Raw genomic sequence first — 19,266 nt, forward strand, 5'->3', positions numbered from 1 at the left:
AGAAGTCGGGATTCGGTAACCGTATCACTTCTGTCCGTGTCGCATCGCCGCCTGCAGGCCGGCTTCGGCGACGTTTGCGCCGTACCTCGCCGTGCGGCTCACGCTATCCAGAACGATACCGAAATGATACCCCTGTTCGGGGTCGAATTCGTGCAGCTCCCGATCGAACTGGCCCGCGTCGTCAACGACCGCGTCCGCCGCCGCGGCCGCCGACCGAAGTTCGGCGTGATCTCCCTCGAAGAGGCCGGTCAGCACCGTCCTGACGACGTCCCGGGAGCGTTTTCCGAGCGTCCGGATGCCGTCTGCGGCCGATCCCTCGACGGGGCCGTCGTGACTGCGATTCCAGGTCGTCAGCGTCCAGTGTCCCGGTATCGAGACTGACCGTCCGCCCCTCCCCGCGGTCGGCCTTTCGGGTAATCAGGCGGCTCGCGCTCTGGATGTCCGAGTTCGCGCGACAGAACTCCTGGAACCCGGCACCGGTCCCCTGCGGGTCGACGTCGACGAGCACGTCCGGATACGCGTCCTGGAAGTTCTCGCCCGCCCAGGAAGTGATCGGCGCGACAGTGTTGCTTCCGGACGCGTCGATCGGTCCCGAGAGACCCTCACCTCCGTCTGCCCCACCAGTACAGCCGGCAACTGCAATCGTTCCGACCGCGCCGACCGCAGCGAGTGCTCTTCGCCGGGTGATCCGTCCAACAACAGGTTCCTTGCTTTGTGCCATCACCGAGTCGTAGCTGTAGCGGGGACAAACACTATTGTAATATTGATATATCTTGGAGCAAAGGGGGATAGAACTCGATAGAGGAGTTGATACCGGTATTGCGGGGTACATAGCCTCAGTACCCCTATATAGTTCTAAAAGTGCTAAATTATGAATCCGAACCCAGAGGCACGTCGGGCGAGTATATCCGACAATGACAGCGAGAGAGTCCACCCAACCGGAGCTGAACGCCGTGGGGTCGGTCGACGAGTTGATCGGCGACACGCCGCTTGTGCGACTCGATTCGTTCGCGGACAACCTCTATTGCAAGCTCGAGTCCGCAAATCCCTACTCGGTGAAGGATCGGATCGCCAGAGAGATCATCGACGCCGCCGAACGCGACGGCGCCCTCCAGCCGGGCGGGACGGTCGTCGAGGCCACCAGCGGCAACACCGGCATCGGGCTCGCGTCGGTGTGTGCCGCCCGGGGGTACGACTGCGTGTTGACGATGCCCGAATCGATGTCCGAGGAGCGCCGGACGATGCTGTCGGCGCTGGGAGCCGAACTGGAGCTGACTCCCGCCGAGGACGGCATGGGCGGGGCCAACGAGCGTGCAGAAGAGATCCTCTCGGAATACGAAAACGCGATCATGGCCCGCCAGTTCGCGAACGAAGCGAATCCCACTGCCCACCGCAAGACCACCGGGCCCGAGATCTGGGCGGACACCTGCGGCGAGGTCGACGCCGTCGTCGCTGGCGTTGGCACCGGCGGGACGATCACCGGCGTGGCCGAATATATCAAAGAAGAGCAGGGGAACGAATCGTTCACCGCAGTCGCAGTCGAACCGGCCGCGTCGCCGACGATCACCGAGCAGTGTTCCGACGGCCACAACATCCAGGGAATCGGGCCCGGATTTCTGCCGGACGTCGTCCGGACGGAGCTGATCGACGAGGTCCGCGGCATCGAGGACGAGGAGGCGAAGCGGACCGCACGGATGCTCGGAACTCGGGAGGGTATCCTGGTCGGGATCTCCTCGGGTGCGGCGTTGTCGGCAGCGCGGGAGTACGCGCTGGAACATCCCGACGAACTCGTTGTCGTCGTCCTGCCGGACACCGGCGAGCGGTACCTCTCGACGGACCTGTTCGACGAGGACGCCTAAAAACCGTCAATTCGCGCCTGCAGCCTCAGGGCAGCAGCACGCCGTCGATGACGTGGATGACGCCGTTCGAGGCCTCGATATCGGTACCGACGATTTCGGCCTGTTCGTCGTTCAGCTCGGTACCGTCGACGTCGACGTCCTCGCCGTTCAACATCTCGACGCGCGGTGCGTTGACGACGGATTCGGAGTATCGGCGGCCCGAAGTGACGTGGTAGGTGAGGATCTCAGCGAGCGATGCGCCCACTTCCTCCTCGAAATCGATTTCACCGACGTTTTCAGCCGTGACACCAAGTTCGCCGAACGCCTCGTCCGTCGGTGCGAAGACGGTCAACTGACGGTTCCCGCTCAGTACGTCCACCAGCCCGGCTTCCTCGACCGCCGCCACCAGCACGTCGAAGTCATCATCCGCGACTGCCACGTCGACAATGGTGTCGTCGCCACTTGCACCGGATCGCCCGCTTGCAGCTGCCGTCCCGACGCCGCCTGTAAGCGCGATTCCCAGTCCCGCCACTCCCCGCAAAACGTTTCGTCTGTTAGTGTATGTCATGGTGTTGTACCACAACATATAGAGGGTTTTTAAGAGCATAACTGGAGTGCCTGACAAGTCAGGGAACCGGCCGCTCAGTGCACCGAGATGCCGCCGATCGACCGATCCGAGGCGGCGACCGCGAGCAGGTAGATCCCGATGGCGACGACGATGATCGAACCGCCCGGCGGGAGGCTCGCCGAGATCGCGAACGCCAGCCCACCCAGTACCGACACCTGACCGAACAGGATCGAGAGAAACAGCGTCTCCCGGAAGCTGTGGGCGATCTGGGAGGCGGCGGCGACCGGGATCACCAGCAGGCCGGCGACCAGGATCACGCCGAGGATCTGCATCGCCCCGACCACGACGACTGCGGTCATCACGATCAACAGCGCGTTGTACCACCGGACGTTCAGCCGGGCGACCCGGGCGGCCTGCTCGTCGAACGTGATGAACAAAAACTGCTTGTAGTTGTATGCAACGAGCGCGACGACCCCCACCGACATGGCGGCCACGAGCTGGGCCCCCTCGGCGGTGACGATCGCGAGGCTGCCGAACAGGAAGTCCTCGATATCGATCGAGATCGCGACGAAGTCCCGCCCCCAGCTGATGAGCAGGGTGCCGACCGCGAAACTCCCCGTCAGCACGATCGCCACCGGCACGTCGCCGTAGGCGTCGGTGTGTTCGGCGAGCCACTGGAGCCCGAGCGCCCCAAGCACGCTCACCACCAGCGCCACGAACAGAAGCGAGCCCGTCCAGCCGGTCACTGCAATAAAGAGGAAGCCGACCGCGACACCCGCGAACGCGGTGTGGGCGAGCGTCTCGCCGATCAACGCCATCTGACGGTGGACGAGATACGTCCCGACCAGCGGGCCGACGATCGCGACCAGCACCCCCGTCGCGATCGCGCGCCACATGAACGGGTGCCGGAAGACGTTCGTCCCCAGCAGTCCATCGAGCACGACGCCGACCGCGAGATAGCGATCGAACGCGAGCGTGCCGAACACTCCCAGCACGCCAGGCGCGTCGCGCAGCCAGTCGATGCCGATAAACGCGAGCATCACCGCCGCGAGCACGGCAGTCAGACCGATCCCGACGAGCTCGACCTGTTCACGGGGAGTCCAGCCACCGACAACCCGCTCGACGGCGGTGTCGGACACGCCCACCGGCTGTTCGGGAGCAACGCTCCCACCGTCGACCGCCGACTCCCTACCGTTTCGATCGGCGTCTTCCCCCGTCATGGATGGTCGTGTTCGAGGATTCCGGCGCCGACGCCGTACGTCTCGGCGATGGCGTCGCTTTCCATGAACGACACCGTGTCGCCGTGGTGGTGCAGCTGGCGGTTGATACACGCCACCGTGTCCACGTGTTGGGTGAGCACGTCGACCTCGTGTTCGATGAGGATGATCGTCATCCCCCGGCGGTTGAGATCGTCCAGTAGCGCGTAAAACTGATCCTGAGAGTCGGCGTCGACGCCGACCGTCGGCTCGTCGAGCGCGAGCAGATCCGCCTCCGACGCCAGCGCCCGGGCGATGAACGCCCGCTGGCGCTGCCCGCCCGACAGCTGGCTGATCCGTCGCTCGGCGAGGTGGTCGATGCCGACGGTTTCCAGTGCCTCTGCGGCGGACTCGTAATCCCGCTCCCGCAGGCGTCCGTGCCCGGCGTGGGCGAACCGGCCCATCAAAACCGTTTCCCGGACGGTGACGGGCATCGCCTCGCCCCGGTCACCCGACCGCTGGGCGACGTAACCGATCCGCTGTCCGTCCTCGAACGCGTGGGCCGGTTCGCCGAACAGTTCGACCGAACCGCGGTCGGGGCGCTTCAGTCCGATCATGAGGTGAAGCAGGGTGGTCTTCCCGGAGCCGTTCGGCCCGATCAACCCGAGGAACGTCCCTTCCTCGACCGACAGCGTCACGTCCTCGACCGCGACGGTGTTCCCGTAGGCGAAGGTGACGTTTTCGACGTCGATGACGGAGCTCACGGTCGGTTATGCCCCCAGTGCCGCCCGGAGCGACGGCAGGTTGATCTCCTCCATCTGTTCGACCCATCCCCAGCCGTTCTCCTGCCACTCCGGGGTCGTCCCCTCTGCGGGGGTAAGCGGCATCGCCTCCTCGATGTCGGTGTGCTCGAAGATGACCTCGACCATCTGCGGAAGCTCCTCGTCCGGATCGTGTGCTTCGAACGGGTCGTACAGAACGGTGTCGATATCGCGCTGCTCGATCACGTCGATGAGCCTGGAGACGTCGTCGAACGACTCCGCGGCGTCGGCAGTCACGCCGACCGGCGTCCGAAGCTCGAAGCCGTACCGCCGTTCGAGATACTGGAAGGAATCGTGTCCGGCGAGGACGGCGACGTCGCGATCGGCCTCGTCCACCAGCGTCTCGAACTGGCTGTCGACCTCCCGCAAACGCTCGGCGTACGCGGACGCGTTCTCGGCGTACTCGTCGGCGTGCTCGGGGTCGATCTCGGCGAGGTCCGCGGCGATCCGTTCGACCGTCCTGACGGCGAGCACCGGATCGGTCCAGACGTGGGGATCGTGATACTCCCTGGCCCCGTCGGATTCCCCGTCCCCATTGGACCCTCCGGCCGTCGACTCCACCACGTCGACGCCGGCTGGTTCATCGGCCGTGTCGTAGACGAGTTCGCCCTCGTAGTAGATCTCGAAGACGACCGCGGTGCTGCCCACCGACCGGCCGTGAAACACGACCCGGTCGCCCCGGGATTCGATCTCGACGACGTCGGCGTCCGCGCCGTCGGCCAGCCGTGCGTCGACCCGATACGGCTCGTCGTCGCCGAGCGGGACGACACGCCCCTGCTCGTCCTCGATGACGATCCCGATCGGCACGGCAGCGTCGACGGCCACGTCGGGGACACCGCCGTGCCAGTGTTCGACGTGCCAGTAGCCGAGTTGCTCGTTCGAGCGCCGGTCGTAGATGTCGAACTCCTCGAACAGCAGGTCTTCAGGGTCGTACTCGGGACCGTAGTCGGGTTCGGGCATCGGGTCCGTGTCGAAGGGGATCAGATACGGCTCCAGTCCCTCCATCGCGTCGATCACGTGGACGTCGTCGTAATCCCGTTCGAGTTCCCCCGCGATGTTTTGCGCCCAGGAGAACTCCGGGGTATCGAGATAGAGAAAACACTCGGTGCCGGCGATGTCCCGCACGAGATCCCCGTCCGGGCTCCAGCCGTGGCCCATACGGCCGACCTCGACCGGGTTCTCGAACGGGAACCGATCGCCGCCGACCTGCTGGGCCCAGTCCCACAGCGCGAAAAACGACGCGTAGCCCCGCACGTTGTCGGAGGTGGCGTCGCCGAGACAGCCCGCCGTCGTTCCGACCGCGGCGGCGCCGAGCCCCGATTTGAGGACGGAGCGACGCGTGTAGTTCATACCCGTACGTACGTGCGGATCCGTAAAAGCATTATTATTTTAGCGAGATAATTTAATAATCCGGAGGGTCGAAGTTCGGGACCTAGTCGGCGTAAACGCGGATCGTTACTGTACCCTCGTGCGATTCGGCGACGGCGTACGCGTCTATTTCGTCGCACTCCTCGACGCCATGTTCCTCGTGGTGGAACTGTCCGTCCACGACCTCGACAGTTCCGCCCTGGGTGAAGAATCCGAAGCGGGAGCTGTCGTCGTGATCGTCGTCGTCGTGGTCGTCGTCGTCGTGGTCGTCGTCGTCGTGGTCGTCGTCGTCGTGGTCGTCGTCGTGGTCGTCGTCGTCGTGGTCGTCGTCGTGGTCGTCGTCGTGGTCATCGACTTCGAATACGACGTATCCACCGCCGTCTTCGAACGTGACGTCGAACGGCAGGTGAGTGGTGTGGATCACAGGAGCATCGTCGCCGGATGAGCCCCCTTCGAGCGATTCGGGTTCGTCGTACTGCATGTGGCCACACGCGTGTTCGATCGCGTGTTCGTCGAGTCCTTCGTCGTGATTGTCGTCGTCTTCGTCGTCTTCGTGGTCGTAATCTTCCCCGACGCCCTCGACGAGAAGCGTTACTGAGTGAGTGTCCGGCTCGGGCGTCGGTTCAGGCGTCGGTTCGGGCGTCTCTTCCGGTTCGTGTGTTCCGTCGGAATCCCCTGGATCCCCCCCGGCACAGCCGGCGAGTGTACCCGCGGCGACGACACCGAGACTGGACTTTACGAACGTTCTCCGTGATCGCTCCATACCACGGGAAGGGAATTGTTACTCAAAAGTGTTACTATAATTTCTCTCTATATTATTAATCTGAGCCAATCTGGAAAGCTCGTTAATAACACGTGGCGGCTGACCGCGAGCACATGCATTACTCGCTATCGGAGGACGGTAGGGGCCCCGCCAGAACATACTCAAAACTCGTGGATGACACCATCGGTACGGTCATGTATTCCTACTCTCAGATGCGTAAAAAGTCACCCCCCACCAGACAGTCGCTGAAGGGTGATGACATCCGAATCGTTCATCCACGTCCGATAAAGTCGTCGTAACTCATAGGGATCATTGAAGTAGTCCATAGCTTTGCAGCAGATTTGTTTAGAAGTTGCCAGAAACGGTGCGCAAGATGTAGCGCGCGAGTTTTGCACTGGGATCGTTTCGATTTGGATTCGTATCTTGTCTGGAATGATGTGTATAGACCATGGACACATCAATTCGCAACTATTCTTCCCATCCAGTATCCTCTGAAACAGCCGATCAATAGGTTTGCGTATGCATAGATTGCCACAGAGGGTGTCTCAATACCTTCGGTGCTACGGCAAGCCATTCTGCGCGTTCAACAAGCTCTCATCATGATTTTTGACCGCTGTCCACCACGTCTTCAGTACAGCAATCGTAACGCGTTTTGGTGGTTGTTCAGCCCCGATACAGGATTGCTTGTGTGCGTCAAGATTAGTAGGTGGGTGAAAATGCCGTATTGGTTTCTTGGTGGTCTTATTCGCTGCCTCGCGTCCGAATCTAAATTCTAGTCCTTCTTCCCGATAGTGGTATTTGTAGTCTCCATTTTCCCACCACTGGATATCGAAATACCCAGCCTGCTTGTGGATTCCAGGCGTAATAGTGACTCGTGCTGTTCTCACGTCTTTTCCGTCACGCGGTTTGAACGGTTGCCCTTTCTGGTATCGGAATCGCACTTTGACAACTCCTCTCCCGAGTTGTTGGTGCATCTGATTCACGCTTTCATCAATCGCTGCTGAATCGATTGGAGAGCCATTCCCCAGTCCCATTATTGGAGTGGGGCCTGATTATTACTGGGTGTTGTTGTTTGATTACCCGTGCGCCTCTCTTCCGGTTCACCGACGATTGACGCCTGCTCTTTTGCTTCTTTCAGGCGGTATGCCGCTCTGAGGTGGCTTAATTCTCGTTCTGCTGTCCGCCAGTGAGAGATGTCGTCGAGTTCATTCTGGTCGAGTTCCTTGTCTGAAATCAGAAGTTCCTCTGGGCCATTCACGTCATATTTGGATTTGTACTCTGTGAGTTCTTGTTTTATTCGCTGGATTTGATTGACAAGCGTTTCGCTGCTGGCGAGTTTCCTGATCTGTTTGAGAAGATGCCACTCTGGATCTCGGCTGTATAGCTTTCCCGAGTCGGTCTGATGACTTCTAACGATGCCTTCTTCAGCAAGCTTGTTGAGTGTCGTTCTGGCTTTTGTTTCTGAGACGAGAGCTGTGTCTGAGATGTCGGACGCCGATTTCGGAGTCGTCGTTCTGTTGATCACCGTGCGAATTCGTTCGTCCGCAGTGCTCTGGTTTTTCCACTCTGCGGCGGCGAAGTCATCGATGTCTTCAAAGTCGTCGTCATCAACACTGAATGGATCAATAGCATCCACGGTCACCGGTTCGTCCGGGATCTCCTCTTCAGAGGGGAACTCGTCGGGGCCGTCGGGAGATGGGTCGTCAGTCATACAATACACTATGCCATAGGCACATATATATTTTTCCGACACACATATATGTGCTTCAGGGTTTGATATCGATGGCCTTGAGAATGAGAGTAGTAAGTCAACCACCTGAATAGACCGATCTGAATCGTCGATCTTCATCGAACACTCAGTGCAAGACTCGCCCATTGTACATATCAAGCTGTTTCTGACAGGATACTGCAATGAGAAACTTCGTCTGTAACACCAATCCTCTACATCTTGCATGGTGATTTCAAAATCTATTCTAACTGTCATATTGAAACCCATGAGAATCTCTGCTGATCACTATCACAAACAACGGACGGTCTCAACCCTGTCCGAACATCTGGCGCACAAAAGGAGAGATGTGTTCAGTGAACATAGCGGCGGTTTTGTCCGGATATGCTGTGAGACCTGAACACGGTTCCGTGCGTTCTGCAACTGTTGAATAGCAGCGTCGTCGCAAGCGGTCACGGTCGGAGTTGCCGTCTGACCGCTCAAATCAAGATATGCATATGAAGCCCAATTAGGCAATTTCAAATTAGCCTATTTTGAAATAGACTATTCGGAAGTATTATTTCTTCTCACGGTGGAATAGGCGTATGGACCACTTCGTGGACCGAGACGATGAACTCTCTCGGCTACGCGGATGTTATGAATCCGATGACGCAGAGATGGTCGTGGTTTTCGGTCGGCGACGTCTCGGAAAGACACAGCTCGTCCAACACTCGCTCTCGGACCGTGACGACGCAGTCGTCTATCAGGCCACGGAGACCACCTCCCAAATACAGCTTGACGAGTTCGTCGATGTCGCCTCCGAAAGCTTTCCCGGCATCACGCAGATCAAACAGAACTGGGAAGCGCTGCTCGGGTATCTAGGAGATCAGGACGGGATCGTGGTTCTGGACGAATTCCCCTACCTCATCGACGCCGACGAGAGCCTCCCTTCGGTCATTCAGCGACTGTGGGACCAGCGGCTCCAGAACACCTCGGGAACGCTCATTCTGGTCGGATCGTCGATCAGTATGATGGAAGAAGCGACGCTTCTCGGGAACAGTCCATTGTACGGACGGTTCACCGAACGACTTGACCTCCGGCCTCTCAGTTTTGCTGCTGCACAGGAGTTCGTTCCGGACGAATATTCGGCCGAAGAACGGGTTTTTACGTGGGGCATCTTCGGTGGCGTCCCGTACTATCTCGATGGCGTCGATCTCGAACAGGACCTCGAAACGATTCTCACCGAGGAAGTGCTCTCCCAGAAGGGATACCTCCATAACGAACCGGAGTACGTACTCCGGACCGAACTCACGGAACCGAACCGGTACTTTGCGATCCTCACCGCCATCGCCGCCGGAAAGACAACGTCGAACGAGATCGCCCAGGCGATAGGAATCGATGGAAAGCAGATCTCGGCGTACACACAGAAGTTGGAGCGTCTGCGGCTCATCGAGCGGGAGGTCCCGATCACCGAAGAGAAGGCGAAGTCACGCCGGGGGCGCTATCGAATCCTCGATCCCCTGTTCCGGTTCTGGTTCCGGTTCGTCTACGGCAAGGAGGATCGATACGAACGGCTCGGAGAGAACGCGTACGACGCCGTCATCGAACCGGAGCTCCCGGACTTCGTGAGTCACGAATTCGAGAGACTTTGCCAAGACGCACTCCCGGGCCTCTACCCCGACGAAGCGTTCCTGGATCTCGGACGATGGTGGTACAAGGAGCACGAAGTTGACGTCGTTGGATTCACCACGGACGGCACGGTAGTCGTGGGTGAATGCAAGTTCACCAACGCTCCGCTCAACTACGGAGCTCTTGCTTCCCTCGAAGACAATGCCGCCGAAATTCGCTGGACGCCGGACATCGGTGAGAAAGACATCAAGTACGCGTTATTCTCCCGGAGTGGTGCGACGCAGTCGGTTCAGGAAGCGGTGTCCGAGCGCGGTGACGTACAACTATTCGAGCTCGAAGATGTCACGAGACACGCGTAGGCTACAGTCAAACACCAAAAAAGCTATAGAGCCGCGATAGCCGCTGCTCAGCGCGAACTAATCGCAGGACACATTGTGAAATTTTAGTAAAACGGCGTAAGAACGTCCAGAACGCGCGTTTGCGTTCTAGAACTGTTTTCAGCTTTGTCCGAACATCTGGCGCATGTTTGGAAGTGTTCTAGATTTATTCTATAAATACTTATTATCCGACCTTCCGAGACTACGCGTATGCCCAGGAACGGGAGAGAACAGATCAACATCGCCGTCCAACCCGAGGTCAAGTCCGAGTGGAAGGATGCCATCGAAGAGACCGGACGATACGAATCGATGACCCAGCTCATCCGCGATTCCGTGGAGAACGAACTGAGACGAATCGGGTACAAGGAAGGAGTCACCGAGGATATTCCCAGCGGAGATTCCCAGTCGATCGACGTCGATATGAGCGGCATCGAAGACGAGATTGCGGAGATGAAGGCTGAACTGCGAGGAGTAAACCAACGGATCGAACGTATTAGCCTCGCTACTGACGCTCAACAGGACACCGAACTGATGGACCTGGCGAGCGAGCTTCACGATGAACTACCTAGAGTTGCGGACCCTGAAGCGTTATCGGAGGAGCCACCGATCGAGTCCGGAGCCTGGGAGGGTCAACCGTGGCGACTCGCACAGGAGGTTGACGGGTCAGAATACGATGTTACCCGGGCTCTGGCGCTGCTCGAACACCAAATGAGCCGCGTAAAGAGTACCACCGTCATCGTGGACGGATCCCCCCACAACGTGTACTATGTCCAGCAATAACGAGGTAGGCGAAAAGCCGGAGGATCTCACCGGCATCCACAAAGAGCTCCACGATAAGTACTGCGCGTTTCTGAAAGGGAGCGGGAAGGACACGACACTCCAGACGCGACGATCGTGTCTCCGCCAGTGGATGGTCTACTGCCAACGCAACGAGATCGACCCGAAAACGTCTAAAGAAAGCCACGTTCGAGAGTTCGTCGATCAGAACCTCCACAAGGCAGATACGATGGTTGCCTCACTCCTGTCTACCGTCTCAGTCTTCTACATCTGGGCCTGTAACCGCAACTACTGTGAGACGAACCCGGCGGAGAACGTCTCACTGGACGACACCGACTACAATCACATAAAGCCGCAAACCTCACAGAAAGTCAAGATCCTAAAGCAACGCGGTGATACCGACGACGCTGTCATCGCCATCCCGCCCGAGGACGTCCAGAAGATATTCGAGCACCCTGGGTCGCCGGCAATACGAAACGAACTGCTACTCCGCTTGCTCTACCAAACCGGTGTCCGATCTGTCGAACTGGCGAACGTGCGACTCCGCGACATCGACTTCGGAAAACGCGAAATCCGCATCAACTCCGCGAAGGCCGACCCAGGCGACGATAACTACATCCGGTACGTCTACTACCACGAGAACTTGGACTACCTGATGCGAGAATGGGTCGAGAAACAGCGTCACTCGTACCCAACCGCGAACGAATCGGACTACCTCTTCCTGACACAGCAATCACCACAGATGAGACCGACCTATATCAGCCGGATCGTCAAAGAGCAGGCCAAGGAAGCGGGCGTCAACGAGCCGATCGGCGAGGACGCGAACGGGAACACGCGATGGCTCGTGACTGCTCACACGCTCCGCCACTCGATGGCCTCTCACTCAGCGAACGGCACCCATCCCGCAGATCCTGACGAAGACGGGATCCCGGTCCACATGCTCGCCAAAGTGCTCGGGCACCGAAAACTGGATACGACGATGAAGTACGTCTCAACCGACTGGCAACAGATCCGGAAGGTCGTTCGAGAGCGCGGTCCACGATAAATACAACCGCTTGTGTTGAGCACCGGTTCTGCTGTGATCCTACAGGTCGAATAGGATCTAGATTGTGTAGTGAGTCACACAGCCTACCGAGATTCGTCGGAAGAATCGTATTCTTCTACTTTCTCAACGAGATTCTCGGCCGGTATGCCTATTTTTCGCGCCCAATTTTTAACCGCTTTATTCTCTGTGTGTAACTTTTCTTCAGGAAGATTTTGCAGTACCTTGAGTCCCTTTTCTAACTGCGGATCACGCTTTTCCTCCTGCTCCTCGATGAGGTTCTCGATCTCCTCTCGTTCTTCTCGGAGCTGGTTGAGTTGTTTTTCCTTCCGTTCGATCTCGCTCTCGATACGATCGAGACGTACCGTGAGTGCGGCCTTCACTTTATGAGGATTGTCACCCTCAGAAAGGTAGTTTTCGATGAGATCGTTAACTAGCCCTGAGAAATTAATCTCACTTCTGCGATCAACCTCGTCCGCGAGGTTCTCATCGATCGTGACTGATTTTCGTCTCTTACTCACGCTGGACACCTCGGTTGAGTTGCTGCCGGCTGGCGAGTGTTACCGTAATACTGACTCGGCCCAGAATCGATCTCCGTGGGAAAGAGATCAGCGGCGAGAAGACCTCTACGTACGTACTTACTGTACTACTACAAATAATACAATAATAATATATCATACTGGCGAGTTCGCCCTCTTTTTCGTTCATTCGTCATCCTCCGACTGGGAAATCATCTGACGAAGATCCTCTATCTCCGCTTCAAGCTCCTGCTGACGGGCCTCCAATTCCTCTATCCGGGCCACCAGATCGGGAATGATCCCTTGGTAAAGCCCGTTCACGTTCTGGTCAACTCGCGTGAGTTCTTCGTTAAGATCGGAATTGTCAGAACTCACTCCGACCACCCCAGGCACGGACAAGACGTGTTTCGCGTGTGGGCGCGCTCCCACGCGTGTGGTGCGTGGTGAATGCGTTTTCGTTGTGCGCAACCTCGTCGAGTGTTACTTTCTTGCATTGCAAGAGGAATTTGGGGGGTGTGGTGTCGGTAGACTGCGCCGGCCCCTTCCTTCCGGCGATGGATTTATGTACCCGCAAAAAAGCCGAGAGGACGTGCGAGATGCAGGACGGACGCACGGAGAGTTGTTTAACGAGGTGCCCAAACTCGGACCCGCGTTGACGTCGTCGATACCGACACCGCGCGAGGGGCACGGACCACCAATCGAACTCGACGTCGAAGCAGACCAGAACCTCAACTCGAAGTACGTATTCTCCGGCACACAGCGGAAGCTGATCAAAACCGGGGACGTGAGTGACCGCTCGGAGCGTAACAAGGGAGTATTGAAGAAGCGAGACCGCCTCCCAGATCGACTACAGCAATTGATCGAGGATGTCGCGCTCCTTCACGACACACCATACCTTTCGGAGGACCGCTGGGAATCCGGAAAAGTCGAGAGCAAGCAGACTCAGTCTCGGTGGGCAGATCTTCATCGACAGTACCGCTCAGCCGAGGAGTGGACGGGTATAGAGGATCTTTCTCCAGAGGAGCGGGAAGTCGAACAATACGAATCACCTTTCGATGGACCTTCTGACCTCTGGGAAGAGTTGATCTCGGTCGATCAACGTGGACAACAAGTCCGAGATGACGTGTTCTTCCACGGTAATTCCGTCGCATCGAGAGAAACTCAGTTCGGATACGAGATCGGGAACCTATTGCGCATTCTGCGTCCAGAGCATGACGAAGATGTTCCAGGCGCTGATTTGATCTGGGGTTTCCTCCTAGCGTTTATCGGACAATCACGTGACTCACTAGATCAAGAACGAGAGAAATTGGATGAGCTTATCACAGTTATGAGAGATAATCACGATTCTCGAAAGAAGGATGCCGAACGTGCCCCGGACTTAGACGAACTCAATGCTTTCTTTGGTTCGGCACGGAAGGTGACTGCAGAGGGAATTGAAGAAGCCGGCTTCGAGCCTCACCCGATACTCGTTCGGGAAGTCCTCCATCATCAGCCGGTTTTGGAAGACGAAACACACCACAAGAATGCGGTGAAGCACCTCGTCTCAAAGATCGCGGACACCGTGCCGCTTCGAGAAGTCGATCAGTTATACGCTCAACTAACGGAAGACCAGTCCACTCTCGAATCACGAAGCGTGCCCGGTATCGAATCGGCACAGCTCGTGATTGAGGGACACATGGCTCAGTACAACTCGGAGTCTCCCGAAGGAGAGACAGGTGATGACGATACGGAAGAACAGGAGGGTGAGACTGGGCCCGACGATGAAGAAACGGGAGCCTCTTTTGAAAAGGAAGGAAACGCTGTTCCGGAATTAACCACGAAGAAGAGGAGTGCAATCGGAAAGTCGATTGGGGTGGATGAAAGTGTGGTTGCAACGATCTTGAATCGACTGTCCGACGAGGGGAACGGGGAACTCTGGACGACGCGGCCGATTTTCAAGAAAAAAGACGACGGATGGCGACCTACCCCTTACGGGAGGTTATTCGCTCACGTGGCTCATCGCCGTCATGGGGAGACAGATTTGCTCTACTGGTTCGCCCTTGGTCCAGAAGAAGTCACACTATACGAGCGAAAGCTGATTATTGAAGCACTCAACGAAAATGAAGACATCTCTGTGAGTCCTCACGATTGAGAAGTTGGGTTTTGTAGACTCAATTGGAGTCCTCCTCAAGTGACAAATTATGACTGCTGTGTCGATACAGATGAAACAATCAGCGGAATAGTCCAAACTATCAGTCGTGTTTTCTAAAATATCAGTGATTAGCTTTATTGATCAAATGATTCAATCTTTCTCGGGGTGGCTTTTCGGTTCCGATAGGAGGTCTATCAGCCCTCTCTTCAACCAAGGGAGCTAATGTCTCCGCAATAACATCCAATCCATCCCGTTCCAACGACTCAGATCCGTATCTGTCGTCCGCCTCTTTTAGGGACTCTGGAATAAACAGTGCGACATGAATATCTCTTTCTTCTTCCCATTCGAATTCGTGGATCCACAGCTGTTCTAAGTTTTCTGAAAGAGTGATTTCGGCGTGAGAAATGTGGTCAATATGTGGAAACACCTCATAAATCCAATCGGGAATTTCTGAACTAGAATAACATACTTCATACACTTCGAGATAAGTGATCCCATTTTCTTCGAACGCTTTTCTATAATTCAAATCATTTGTTTCATCTTCTTCAGTGTCTTCCGGATCTGGATTGACATCAATAGTAACCATTGTCCGTATAATGAGCGTACTATCATATAATTTGTCGCTTTCAGTTATATGAATATACACCGAAAGGTATCCTCCTCGGCAAACACTTTGGAGACCTTGACACCAGTTGGATGGGAGAGCTGTCGGGTCGCCATAAATTAAGTAGTCTATACCATGATCTTCATACATCACCTTCACAGGCAATTCGGGGTGAATCTCTCTGTAAGATTCTCATTATATATCTTAACCAGCTGTCAAAAAATTCATTAAGACTAGATAGGAGATTCACCGGTCAATTTGCAATTTTCACCGACCTACTGCTCCACAGAGGTATCTATCTAAAGAATAGAGTTTCAACAGGACCTCTACGAACAGTCCATACATTGAATTCCATTGTTAACGGTCGCAAGTTGAATCTCTCTAGAGAGCGGCCGGTTGCAAAGATCGCAGTCGATATCTTCCGTAACCCCAACACCACTCCCATATCCGATCGTCAAAGTCACCGAAGCGACATCATCGGCTAGTTCGAATTCGATGTCACCGCGCTCATACTGAACTTCAGTGACAGTAACAGGGGTAACAATCACTTCTAGCGCATGTCGGTCACGGATCTCACGCTGTTGGTTCGGATATCCCTGTTCGCGTCGGCGACGCAACTCTGTGAGGTCGGCATCCATCTCCTCAAGTTCCGATCTGAGCTCCCGTCGTTCTTGGAGTACCTCCACCCGGTCTTCCTGGTCCACGTTTTCGATCGTCTTGCTCAGATCCTCGATCTGTGACTGAAGACGACCGAGCTTTGCTTCTAACTCCTCCTCTCGTTGTTGTTGCAGTTGCCGATACTCTTCGAGTTCGGCGTCGGCAGCGCGTGAGGCTTCTCGATGAATCTCATCGATCATCGGCCGAATATCGGAAACAAGCGATTCACGAGATGCGTCCACCAATTGCTTTATGCGTTCCGGATCGATTGTGACCCCACTTGTAGAGAGGGAGGTGTTTCCCGGCTTCGTCAGGTCTAGAAGCGTTCCATCAATATTCGGAAGGACCTCTCCCGAGCGAACGTCGATTCCGATTCCGCGAAGGAACTCCTGCTGATATTCGCTCACGGTTTCGACACTTACTCGAAAGAGTATGACCAGAGCACTCCGATCGTAATATGGTGTGAACTGGACATCGGTGACCTCGACGTCGCTCTCGCGCAGCCAGTCGGGAATTATGACATCCGTATCGGCGGATTCGATCGTGACGTTTCCAACCGGTGCGCGATCCGCGGCGTCATCGAGAACACGCTGAAAGAACGAACTTTCCGGGTGCAGGAGCTCAGCATCCTCACCCGCTCCCTCCGTAGAGTCACAAACGAGGGTGAACTCTCCTCTGGGTAGTTTCGTATCGACATCTGATGGAATCGTTATTTCCCACTCTTCAGCATGAGTTTTCACGTTTACCTGGCAGCCGAGCGATCGAAGATACCGTTCGGTGAAGTCCTCGACGACAGACTGTGTGATGGGGATCGAAGCGTCAGTCATTGCCGGCCCCCAGATCGAACCCTTCGAAAACCTCACTGTTGAACTCCTCTAGCTTCTCGGCGAGATCGCGTTGCTCCTGGAGATCAACCGCCATCGCGTCGAAGTCGTTCTCTAGATCGACTTCCGAATCCGCATTAACCAACCGCTCGAAGATCTCGTCCTCGAAGCTTCTTCCGGACTCTTCCATTCTCGTGAGGATCTCGCTCAGTTCGCCGACGCTCTGCTGGAAGAGATCGATCTTGTGATACAGCCGTTCGAGAACGTACTCCTCAACGGTATCTTTCAACGCCATGTTGAACACGTAGACTTGTCGGTTTTGCCCGATCCGATGGATTCGACCGATTCGTTGCTCGACGCGCATGGGATTCCATGGGAGATCCCAATTAACAATTATATTACAAAACTGTGCGTTACGTCCCTCCGACATTGCGTCGGTTGAAACGAGAATTCCACCCTGCTCTTCGAAGTTTTTGATGATCTCCTCTTTCTCCTGGCTGGAGTGGCCACCATGGAACGAATGGACAGTGTATCCCTCCGACGCCAATCGTTCCGCGACTCGACGTTGTGTCGCTTTGAACTGCGTGAAGACGATCACTCGTCCCTTCTCGACGGAATCCCGTGCTTCTTCAACGATATCGAGCAAGCGTTCTTGTTTGGTGACTGTGTCAACGTTCTCGATCAGGTCGAGAATCGACTCCAGTTCTTCAGTTTGTGTGAGTTCGGATTGGTCGTCGAGTCGTCGCTGGATCGTCGCCTTTAGCGCCTCGGGACTGCTGACGACCTCCTTTTGGAGGAGCATCAACACCAGTTTCTGCCCTTGGTCCTGACTGTATGCTCCCTTGACGTAGTCGGATACGGCTCGGTAGAGTTCGCGTTCTTCCGGCGATGGATCGAATTTTCGGGTGTCGATCCGTCGTTCGGTGAAGTCCACATCCGTGTCCTCACGACGGTTCCGGATCATCACCTTGTTCAGTCGGTCTTGGAGTTCGTTCCGGTTGACGAGCGTCTCTTGCTCACTGTCCACGAAGTAGTGATGGAACACGTCACGGGTTCCGAACAGGCCCGGGCGGAGCAGTGAGACGATGTTGTAGAGATCGGTGAGTTCGTTCTGTATCGGCGTCGCCGTGAGGAAAAACGCGTAGTTGTACGAGAGTTGGTCGATCAGATCGTAGCGATCCGTCTCCTCGTTTTTGACGTAATGGGCTTCGTCGAGGACAAGCACGTCCCAGTCGCGTTTGAGCACGGTTTGACGATGTCTGTCGCTTTTCGCCGTGTCGATGCTGGCGATGATGTAGTCGTGGCTGTCGAACCCGCGAAAGTCGTCGTCGTAGTTAGATACGAACTCCAGGCCGAACTTCTCCCGGAGTTCCGCTTGCCACTGTTTGGCCAGTTGGGCCGGCGTCAGGATGAGCACGGAATCGTCGGTCTCCCGGAAATGCATCTCTTTGAGGATCATTCCGACTTCGATCGTCTTGCCGAGTCCAACCTCGTCTGCGAGCAACGCTTTCCCGTCCATCTCGAACAGCGCACGATACGCGGCATCGACCTGATGTTCGAGCATCTTGACCGCGTTCTCGTCAAGCTGTTTCAGAGAGCGAAGCTCTGAATCCGGCTGTCCTGCCTGCAATCGAGCCGCCTGAACCGAGTAGAGATGCTGTTCCCCCCGGGATCCTTCCGTTAGGTAACGACAGATCGCATCCGAGTCCTCGTGAGTGATCTCGATGTCCACGAGGTCGTAATCGCCCATGTTCCCGAGGAGTCAGTTAACGGTGAAATACCTTTTGCGCCGTGAACCGGTCGTGTTTAGTTAGTGGCATTGTGCCATCGAGCGAAGGTTTGAAGCCATGATTCGGCAGTTTCTGGTTCAACGTGACTGAAGCAATTCGAGAATGAGGAGGTTCGACGCTTTAGTTCTCGGAAGATCCGTTCGACGGCATTCCGATTTCCGTGGCGACGCATCTGAAATCGGAGCCCAGCTCGTTGGAGCGCGATTTGGAGGTGTTGAGCGCCATCGACGAAAAAGACAGCAGATTCGACATCGTGTTTTTGTCGCAGTTCGCGGAGGAAGATCTGGGTGAGCGATGTTCTGGTCGTCGAAAAGAGCCGGACGTGGAGCAGGTTGTTAGTTTCCGGGTCTGCGGCGGCATACAGCCAGAATTGCTGGTCGTTCCGAATTACTGTCTCGTCAAGCGCGACCTGATTCAGAGATTGGCCAGGTTCTGGCTGTAGATCGGCTTTCTGTACCCAATCGTGAATCGCTTTGCGACTCCGTTGGACACCCAGGATTCGAGTAATTCAACGGTATTCAAGAGCGATAGCCTCGCAACGTGCGATTGAATACCGAGCGCCATCGCCGGCTCGGATGTCCGCTCGCGCTCCACAAACACCAAATCAATCCACTCTCTATTCCCACTGAGGCGGCTGATTTCTGGCATAGACACCAAG

The 19,266-nt window shown here is 56.3% G+C and carries 18 protein-coding genes and 1 pseudogene; 5 read left to right on the forward strand and 14 right to left on the reverse strand.

The annotated features are described in order from the left end of the window. Positions 1 to 24: 24 nt before the first annotated feature. Complete coding sequence (locus AArcSl_RS03150) at positions 25 to 255, reverse strand: hypothetical protein (protein WP_119814922.1); 231 nt, start codon at positions 253 to 255, stop codon at positions 25 to 27. Then, positions 182 to 721, reverse strand: a complete 540-nt coding sequence (locus tag AArcSl_RS17185; RefSeq protein WP_217563494.1) for a substrate-binding domain-containing protein — start codon at positions 719 to 721, stop codon at positions 182 to 184. The genes AArcSl_RS03150 and AArcSl_RS17185 overlap by 74 nt, the downstream gene beginning before the upstream one ends. Before the next feature lie 193 nt (positions 722 to 914). On the opposite strand from AArcSl_RS17185, the gene cysK reads away from it, so the two are divergent. Continuing rightward, positions 915 to 1,859: a cysteine synthase A gene (cysK, locus tag AArcSl_RS03160; RefSeq protein WP_119814925.1), complete on the forward strand. Its 945-nt coding sequence runs from the start codon at positions 915 to 917 to the stop codon at positions 1,857 to 1,859. A gap of 25 nt (positions 1,860 to 1,884) precedes the next feature. On the opposite strand, the gene AArcSl_RS03165 is transcribed toward cysK, so the two are convergent. The 6 genes from AArcSl_RS03165 to AArcSl_RS03195 form a co-directional block, all read right to left on the reverse strand. Then, positions 1,885 to 2,406 carry a fasciclin domain-containing protein gene (locus AArcSl_RS03165; protein ID WP_119821688.1) on the reverse strand — a complete coding sequence of 174 codons (522 nt, stop codon included), beginning with the start codon at positions 2,404 to 2,406 and terminating at the stop codon, positions 1,885 to 1,887. A 74-nt stretch (positions 2,407 to 2,480) separates the two neighbouring features. Beyond that, positions 2,481 to 3,626, reverse strand: coding sequence for a metal ABC transporter permease (locus AArcSl_RS03170; RefSeq protein WP_119814928.1), 1,146 nt, complete (start codon positions 3,624 to 3,626; stop codon positions 2,481 to 2,483). Next, a complete protein-coding gene (locus AArcSl_RS03175; RefSeq protein ID WP_119814931.1) occupies positions 3,623 to 4,366 on the reverse strand; it encodes a metal ABC transporter ATP-binding protein in 744 nt (247 codons plus the stop codon). The genes AArcSl_RS03170 and AArcSl_RS03175 overlap by 4 nt, the downstream gene beginning before the upstream one ends. 6 nt (positions 4,367 to 4,372) lie before the next feature. Next, positions 4,373 to 5,773, reverse strand: coding sequence for a metal ABC transporter solute-binding protein, Zn/Mn family (locus AArcSl_RS03180; protein WP_119814934.1), 1,401 nt, complete (start codon positions 5,771 to 5,773; stop codon positions 4,373 to 4,375). A gap of 82 nt (positions 5,774 to 5,855) precedes the next feature. Next, positions 5,856 to 6,554, reverse strand: coding sequence for a twin-arginine translocation signal domain-containing protein (locus AArcSl_RS16980; RefSeq protein WP_193588495.1), 699 nt, complete (start codon positions 6,552 to 6,554; stop codon positions 5,856 to 5,858). A 1,033-nt stretch (positions 6,555 to 7,587) separates the two neighbouring features. Beyond that, positions 7,588 to 8,265, reverse strand: coding sequence for a winged helix-turn-helix domain-containing protein (locus AArcSl_RS03195; protein WP_245883340.1), 678 nt, complete (start codon positions 8,263 to 8,265; stop codon positions 7,588 to 7,590). A gap of 599 nt (positions 8,266 to 8,864) precedes the next feature. On the opposite strand from AArcSl_RS03195, the gene AArcSl_RS03200 reads away from it, so the two are divergent. The 3 genes from AArcSl_RS03200 (at position 8,865) to AArcSl_RS03210 (ending at position 12,087) form a co-directional block, all read left to right on the forward strand. Continuing rightward, positions 8,865 to 10,247 (forward strand): ATP-binding protein, encoded by a 1,383-nt coding sequence (locus AArcSl_RS03200; RefSeq protein WP_119814940.1) that lies wholly within the window; start codon positions 8,865 to 8,867, stop codon positions 10,245 to 10,247. Positions 10,248 to 10,475: 228 nt separating this feature from the next. Continuing rightward, positions 10,476 to 11,045 (forward strand): hypothetical protein, encoded by a 570-nt coding sequence (locus AArcSl_RS03205; protein ID WP_119814943.1) that lies wholly within the window; start codon positions 10,476 to 10,478, stop codon positions 11,043 to 11,045. Next, positions 11,032 to 12,087, forward strand: a complete 1,056-nt coding sequence (locus AArcSl_RS03210; RefSeq protein ID WP_119814947.1) for a tyrosine-type recombinase/integrase — start codon at positions 11,032 to 11,034, stop codon at positions 12,085 to 12,087. The genes AArcSl_RS03205 and AArcSl_RS03210 overlap by 14 nt, the downstream gene beginning before the upstream one ends. A gap of 83 nt (positions 12,088 to 12,170) precedes the next feature. On the opposite strand, the gene AArcSl_RS03215 is transcribed toward AArcSl_RS03210, so the two are convergent. After that, entirely contained in the window at positions 12,171 to 12,605 is a 435-nt protein-coding gene (locus tag AArcSl_RS03215; protein WP_133412115.1) for a hypothetical protein, read from the reverse strand. Positions 12,606 to 12,788: 183 nt separating this feature from the next. After that, positions 12,789 to 12,923 carry a hypothetical protein gene (locus AArcSl_RS17570; protein WP_281259895.1) on the reverse strand — a complete coding sequence of 45 codons (135 nt, stop codon included), beginning with the start codon at positions 12,921 to 12,923 and terminating at the stop codon, positions 12,789 to 12,791. 268 nt (positions 12,924 to 13,191) lie between these two features. Here AArcSl_RS17570 and AArcSl_RS03225 point away from each other — a divergent pair, with 268 nt between their 5' ends. Continuing rightward, positions 13,192 to 14,733, forward strand: coding sequence for a hypothetical protein (locus AArcSl_RS03225; protein ID WP_119814956.1), 1,542 nt, complete (start codon positions 13,192 to 13,194; stop codon positions 14,731 to 14,733). Between the two features lie 121 nt (positions 14,734 to 14,854). On the opposite strand, the gene AArcSl_RS16600 is transcribed toward AArcSl_RS03225, so the two are convergent. The 4 genes and pseudogenes from AArcSl_RS16600 to AArcSl_RS03240 form a co-directional block, all read right to left on the reverse strand. Next, entirely contained in the window at positions 14,855 to 15,319 is a 465-nt protein-coding gene (locus AArcSl_RS16600; RefSeq protein WP_133412116.1) for a hypothetical protein, read from the reverse strand. Between the two features lie 344 nt (positions 15,320 to 15,663). Next, a complete protein-coding gene (locus tag AArcSl_RS03230; protein ID WP_119814959.1) occupies positions 15,664 to 16,821 on the reverse strand; it encodes a hypothetical protein in 1,158 nt (385 codons plus the stop codon). Then, positions 16,814 to 18,568, reverse strand: a complete 1,755-nt coding sequence (locus AArcSl_RS03235; RefSeq protein ID WP_119814962.1) for a DEAD/DEAH box helicase — start codon at positions 18,566 to 18,568, stop codon at positions 16,814 to 16,816. The genes AArcSl_RS03230 and AArcSl_RS03235 overlap by 8 nt, the downstream gene beginning before the upstream one ends. Before the next feature lie 56 nt (positions 18,569 to 18,624). Beyond that, positions 18,625 to 19,256 (reverse strand): annotated as a pseudogene (locus AArcSl_RS03240) (IS6 family transposase). Between the last annotated feature and the right edge of the window lie 10 nt (positions 19,257 to 19,266).

The sequence above is a fragment of the Halalkaliarchaeum desulfuricum genome (assembly GCF_002952775.1).
GTDB lineage: Archaea > Halobacteriota > Halobacteria > Halobacteriales > Haloferacaceae > Halalkaliarchaeum > Halalkaliarchaeum desulfuricum.

What these genes read in the sequence shown, in the direction of transcription:
- AArcSl_RS17185 (WP_217563494.1), bottom strand. Translation starts at nt 721, where the DNA reads ATGGCACAAAGCAAGGAACCTGTTGTTGGACGGATCACCCGGCGAAGA.
- cysK (WP_119814925.1), top strand. Translation starts at nt 915, where the DNA reads ATGACAGCGAGAGAGTCCACCCAACCGGAGCTGAACGCCGTGGGGTCG.
- AArcSl_RS03165 (WP_119821688.1), bottom strand. Translation starts at nt 2,406, where the DNA reads ATGACATACACTAACAGACGAAACGTTTTGCGGGGAGTGGCGGGACTG.
- AArcSl_RS03170 (WP_119814928.1), bottom strand. Translation starts at nt 3,626, where the DNA reads ATGACGGGGGAAGACGCCGATCGAAACGGTAGGGAGTCGGCGGTCGAC.
- AArcSl_RS03180 (WP_119814934.1), bottom strand. Translation starts at nt 5,773, where the DNA reads ATGAACTACACGCGTCGCTCCGTCCTCAAATCGGGGCTCGGCGCCGCC.
- AArcSl_RS16980 (WP_193588495.1), bottom strand. Translation starts at nt 6,554, where the DNA reads ATGGAGCGATCACGGAGAACGTTCGTAAAGTCCAGTCTCGGTGTCGTC.
- AArcSl_RS03195 (WP_245883340.1), bottom strand. Translation starts at nt 8,265, where the DNA reads ATGACTGACGACCCATCTCCCGACGGCCCCGACGAGTTCCCCTCTGAA.
- AArcSl_RS03200 (WP_119814940.1), top strand. Translation starts at nt 8,865, where the DNA reads ATGGACCACTTCGTGGACCGAGACGATGAACTCTCTCGGCTACGCGGA.
- AArcSl_RS03205 (WP_119814943.1), top strand. Translation starts at nt 10,476, where the DNA reads ATGCCCAGGAACGGGAGAGAACAGATCAACATCGCCGTCCAACCCGAG.
- AArcSl_RS03210 (WP_119814947.1), top strand. Translation starts at nt 11,032, where the DNA reads ATGTCCAGCAATAACGAGGTAGGCGAAAAGCCGGAGGATCTCACCGGC.
- AArcSl_RS16600 (WP_133412116.1), bottom strand. Translation starts at nt 15,319, where the DNA reads ATGGTTACTATTGATGTCAATCCAGATCCGGAAGACACTGAAGAAGAT.
- AArcSl_RS03230 (WP_119814959.1), bottom strand. Translation starts at nt 16,821, where the DNA reads ATGACTGACGCTTCGATCCCCATCACACAGTCTGTCGTCGAGGACTTC.
- AArcSl_RS03235 (WP_119814962.1), bottom strand. Translation starts at nt 18,568, where the DNA reads ATGGGCGATTACGACCTCGTGGACATCGAGATCACTCACGAGGACTCG.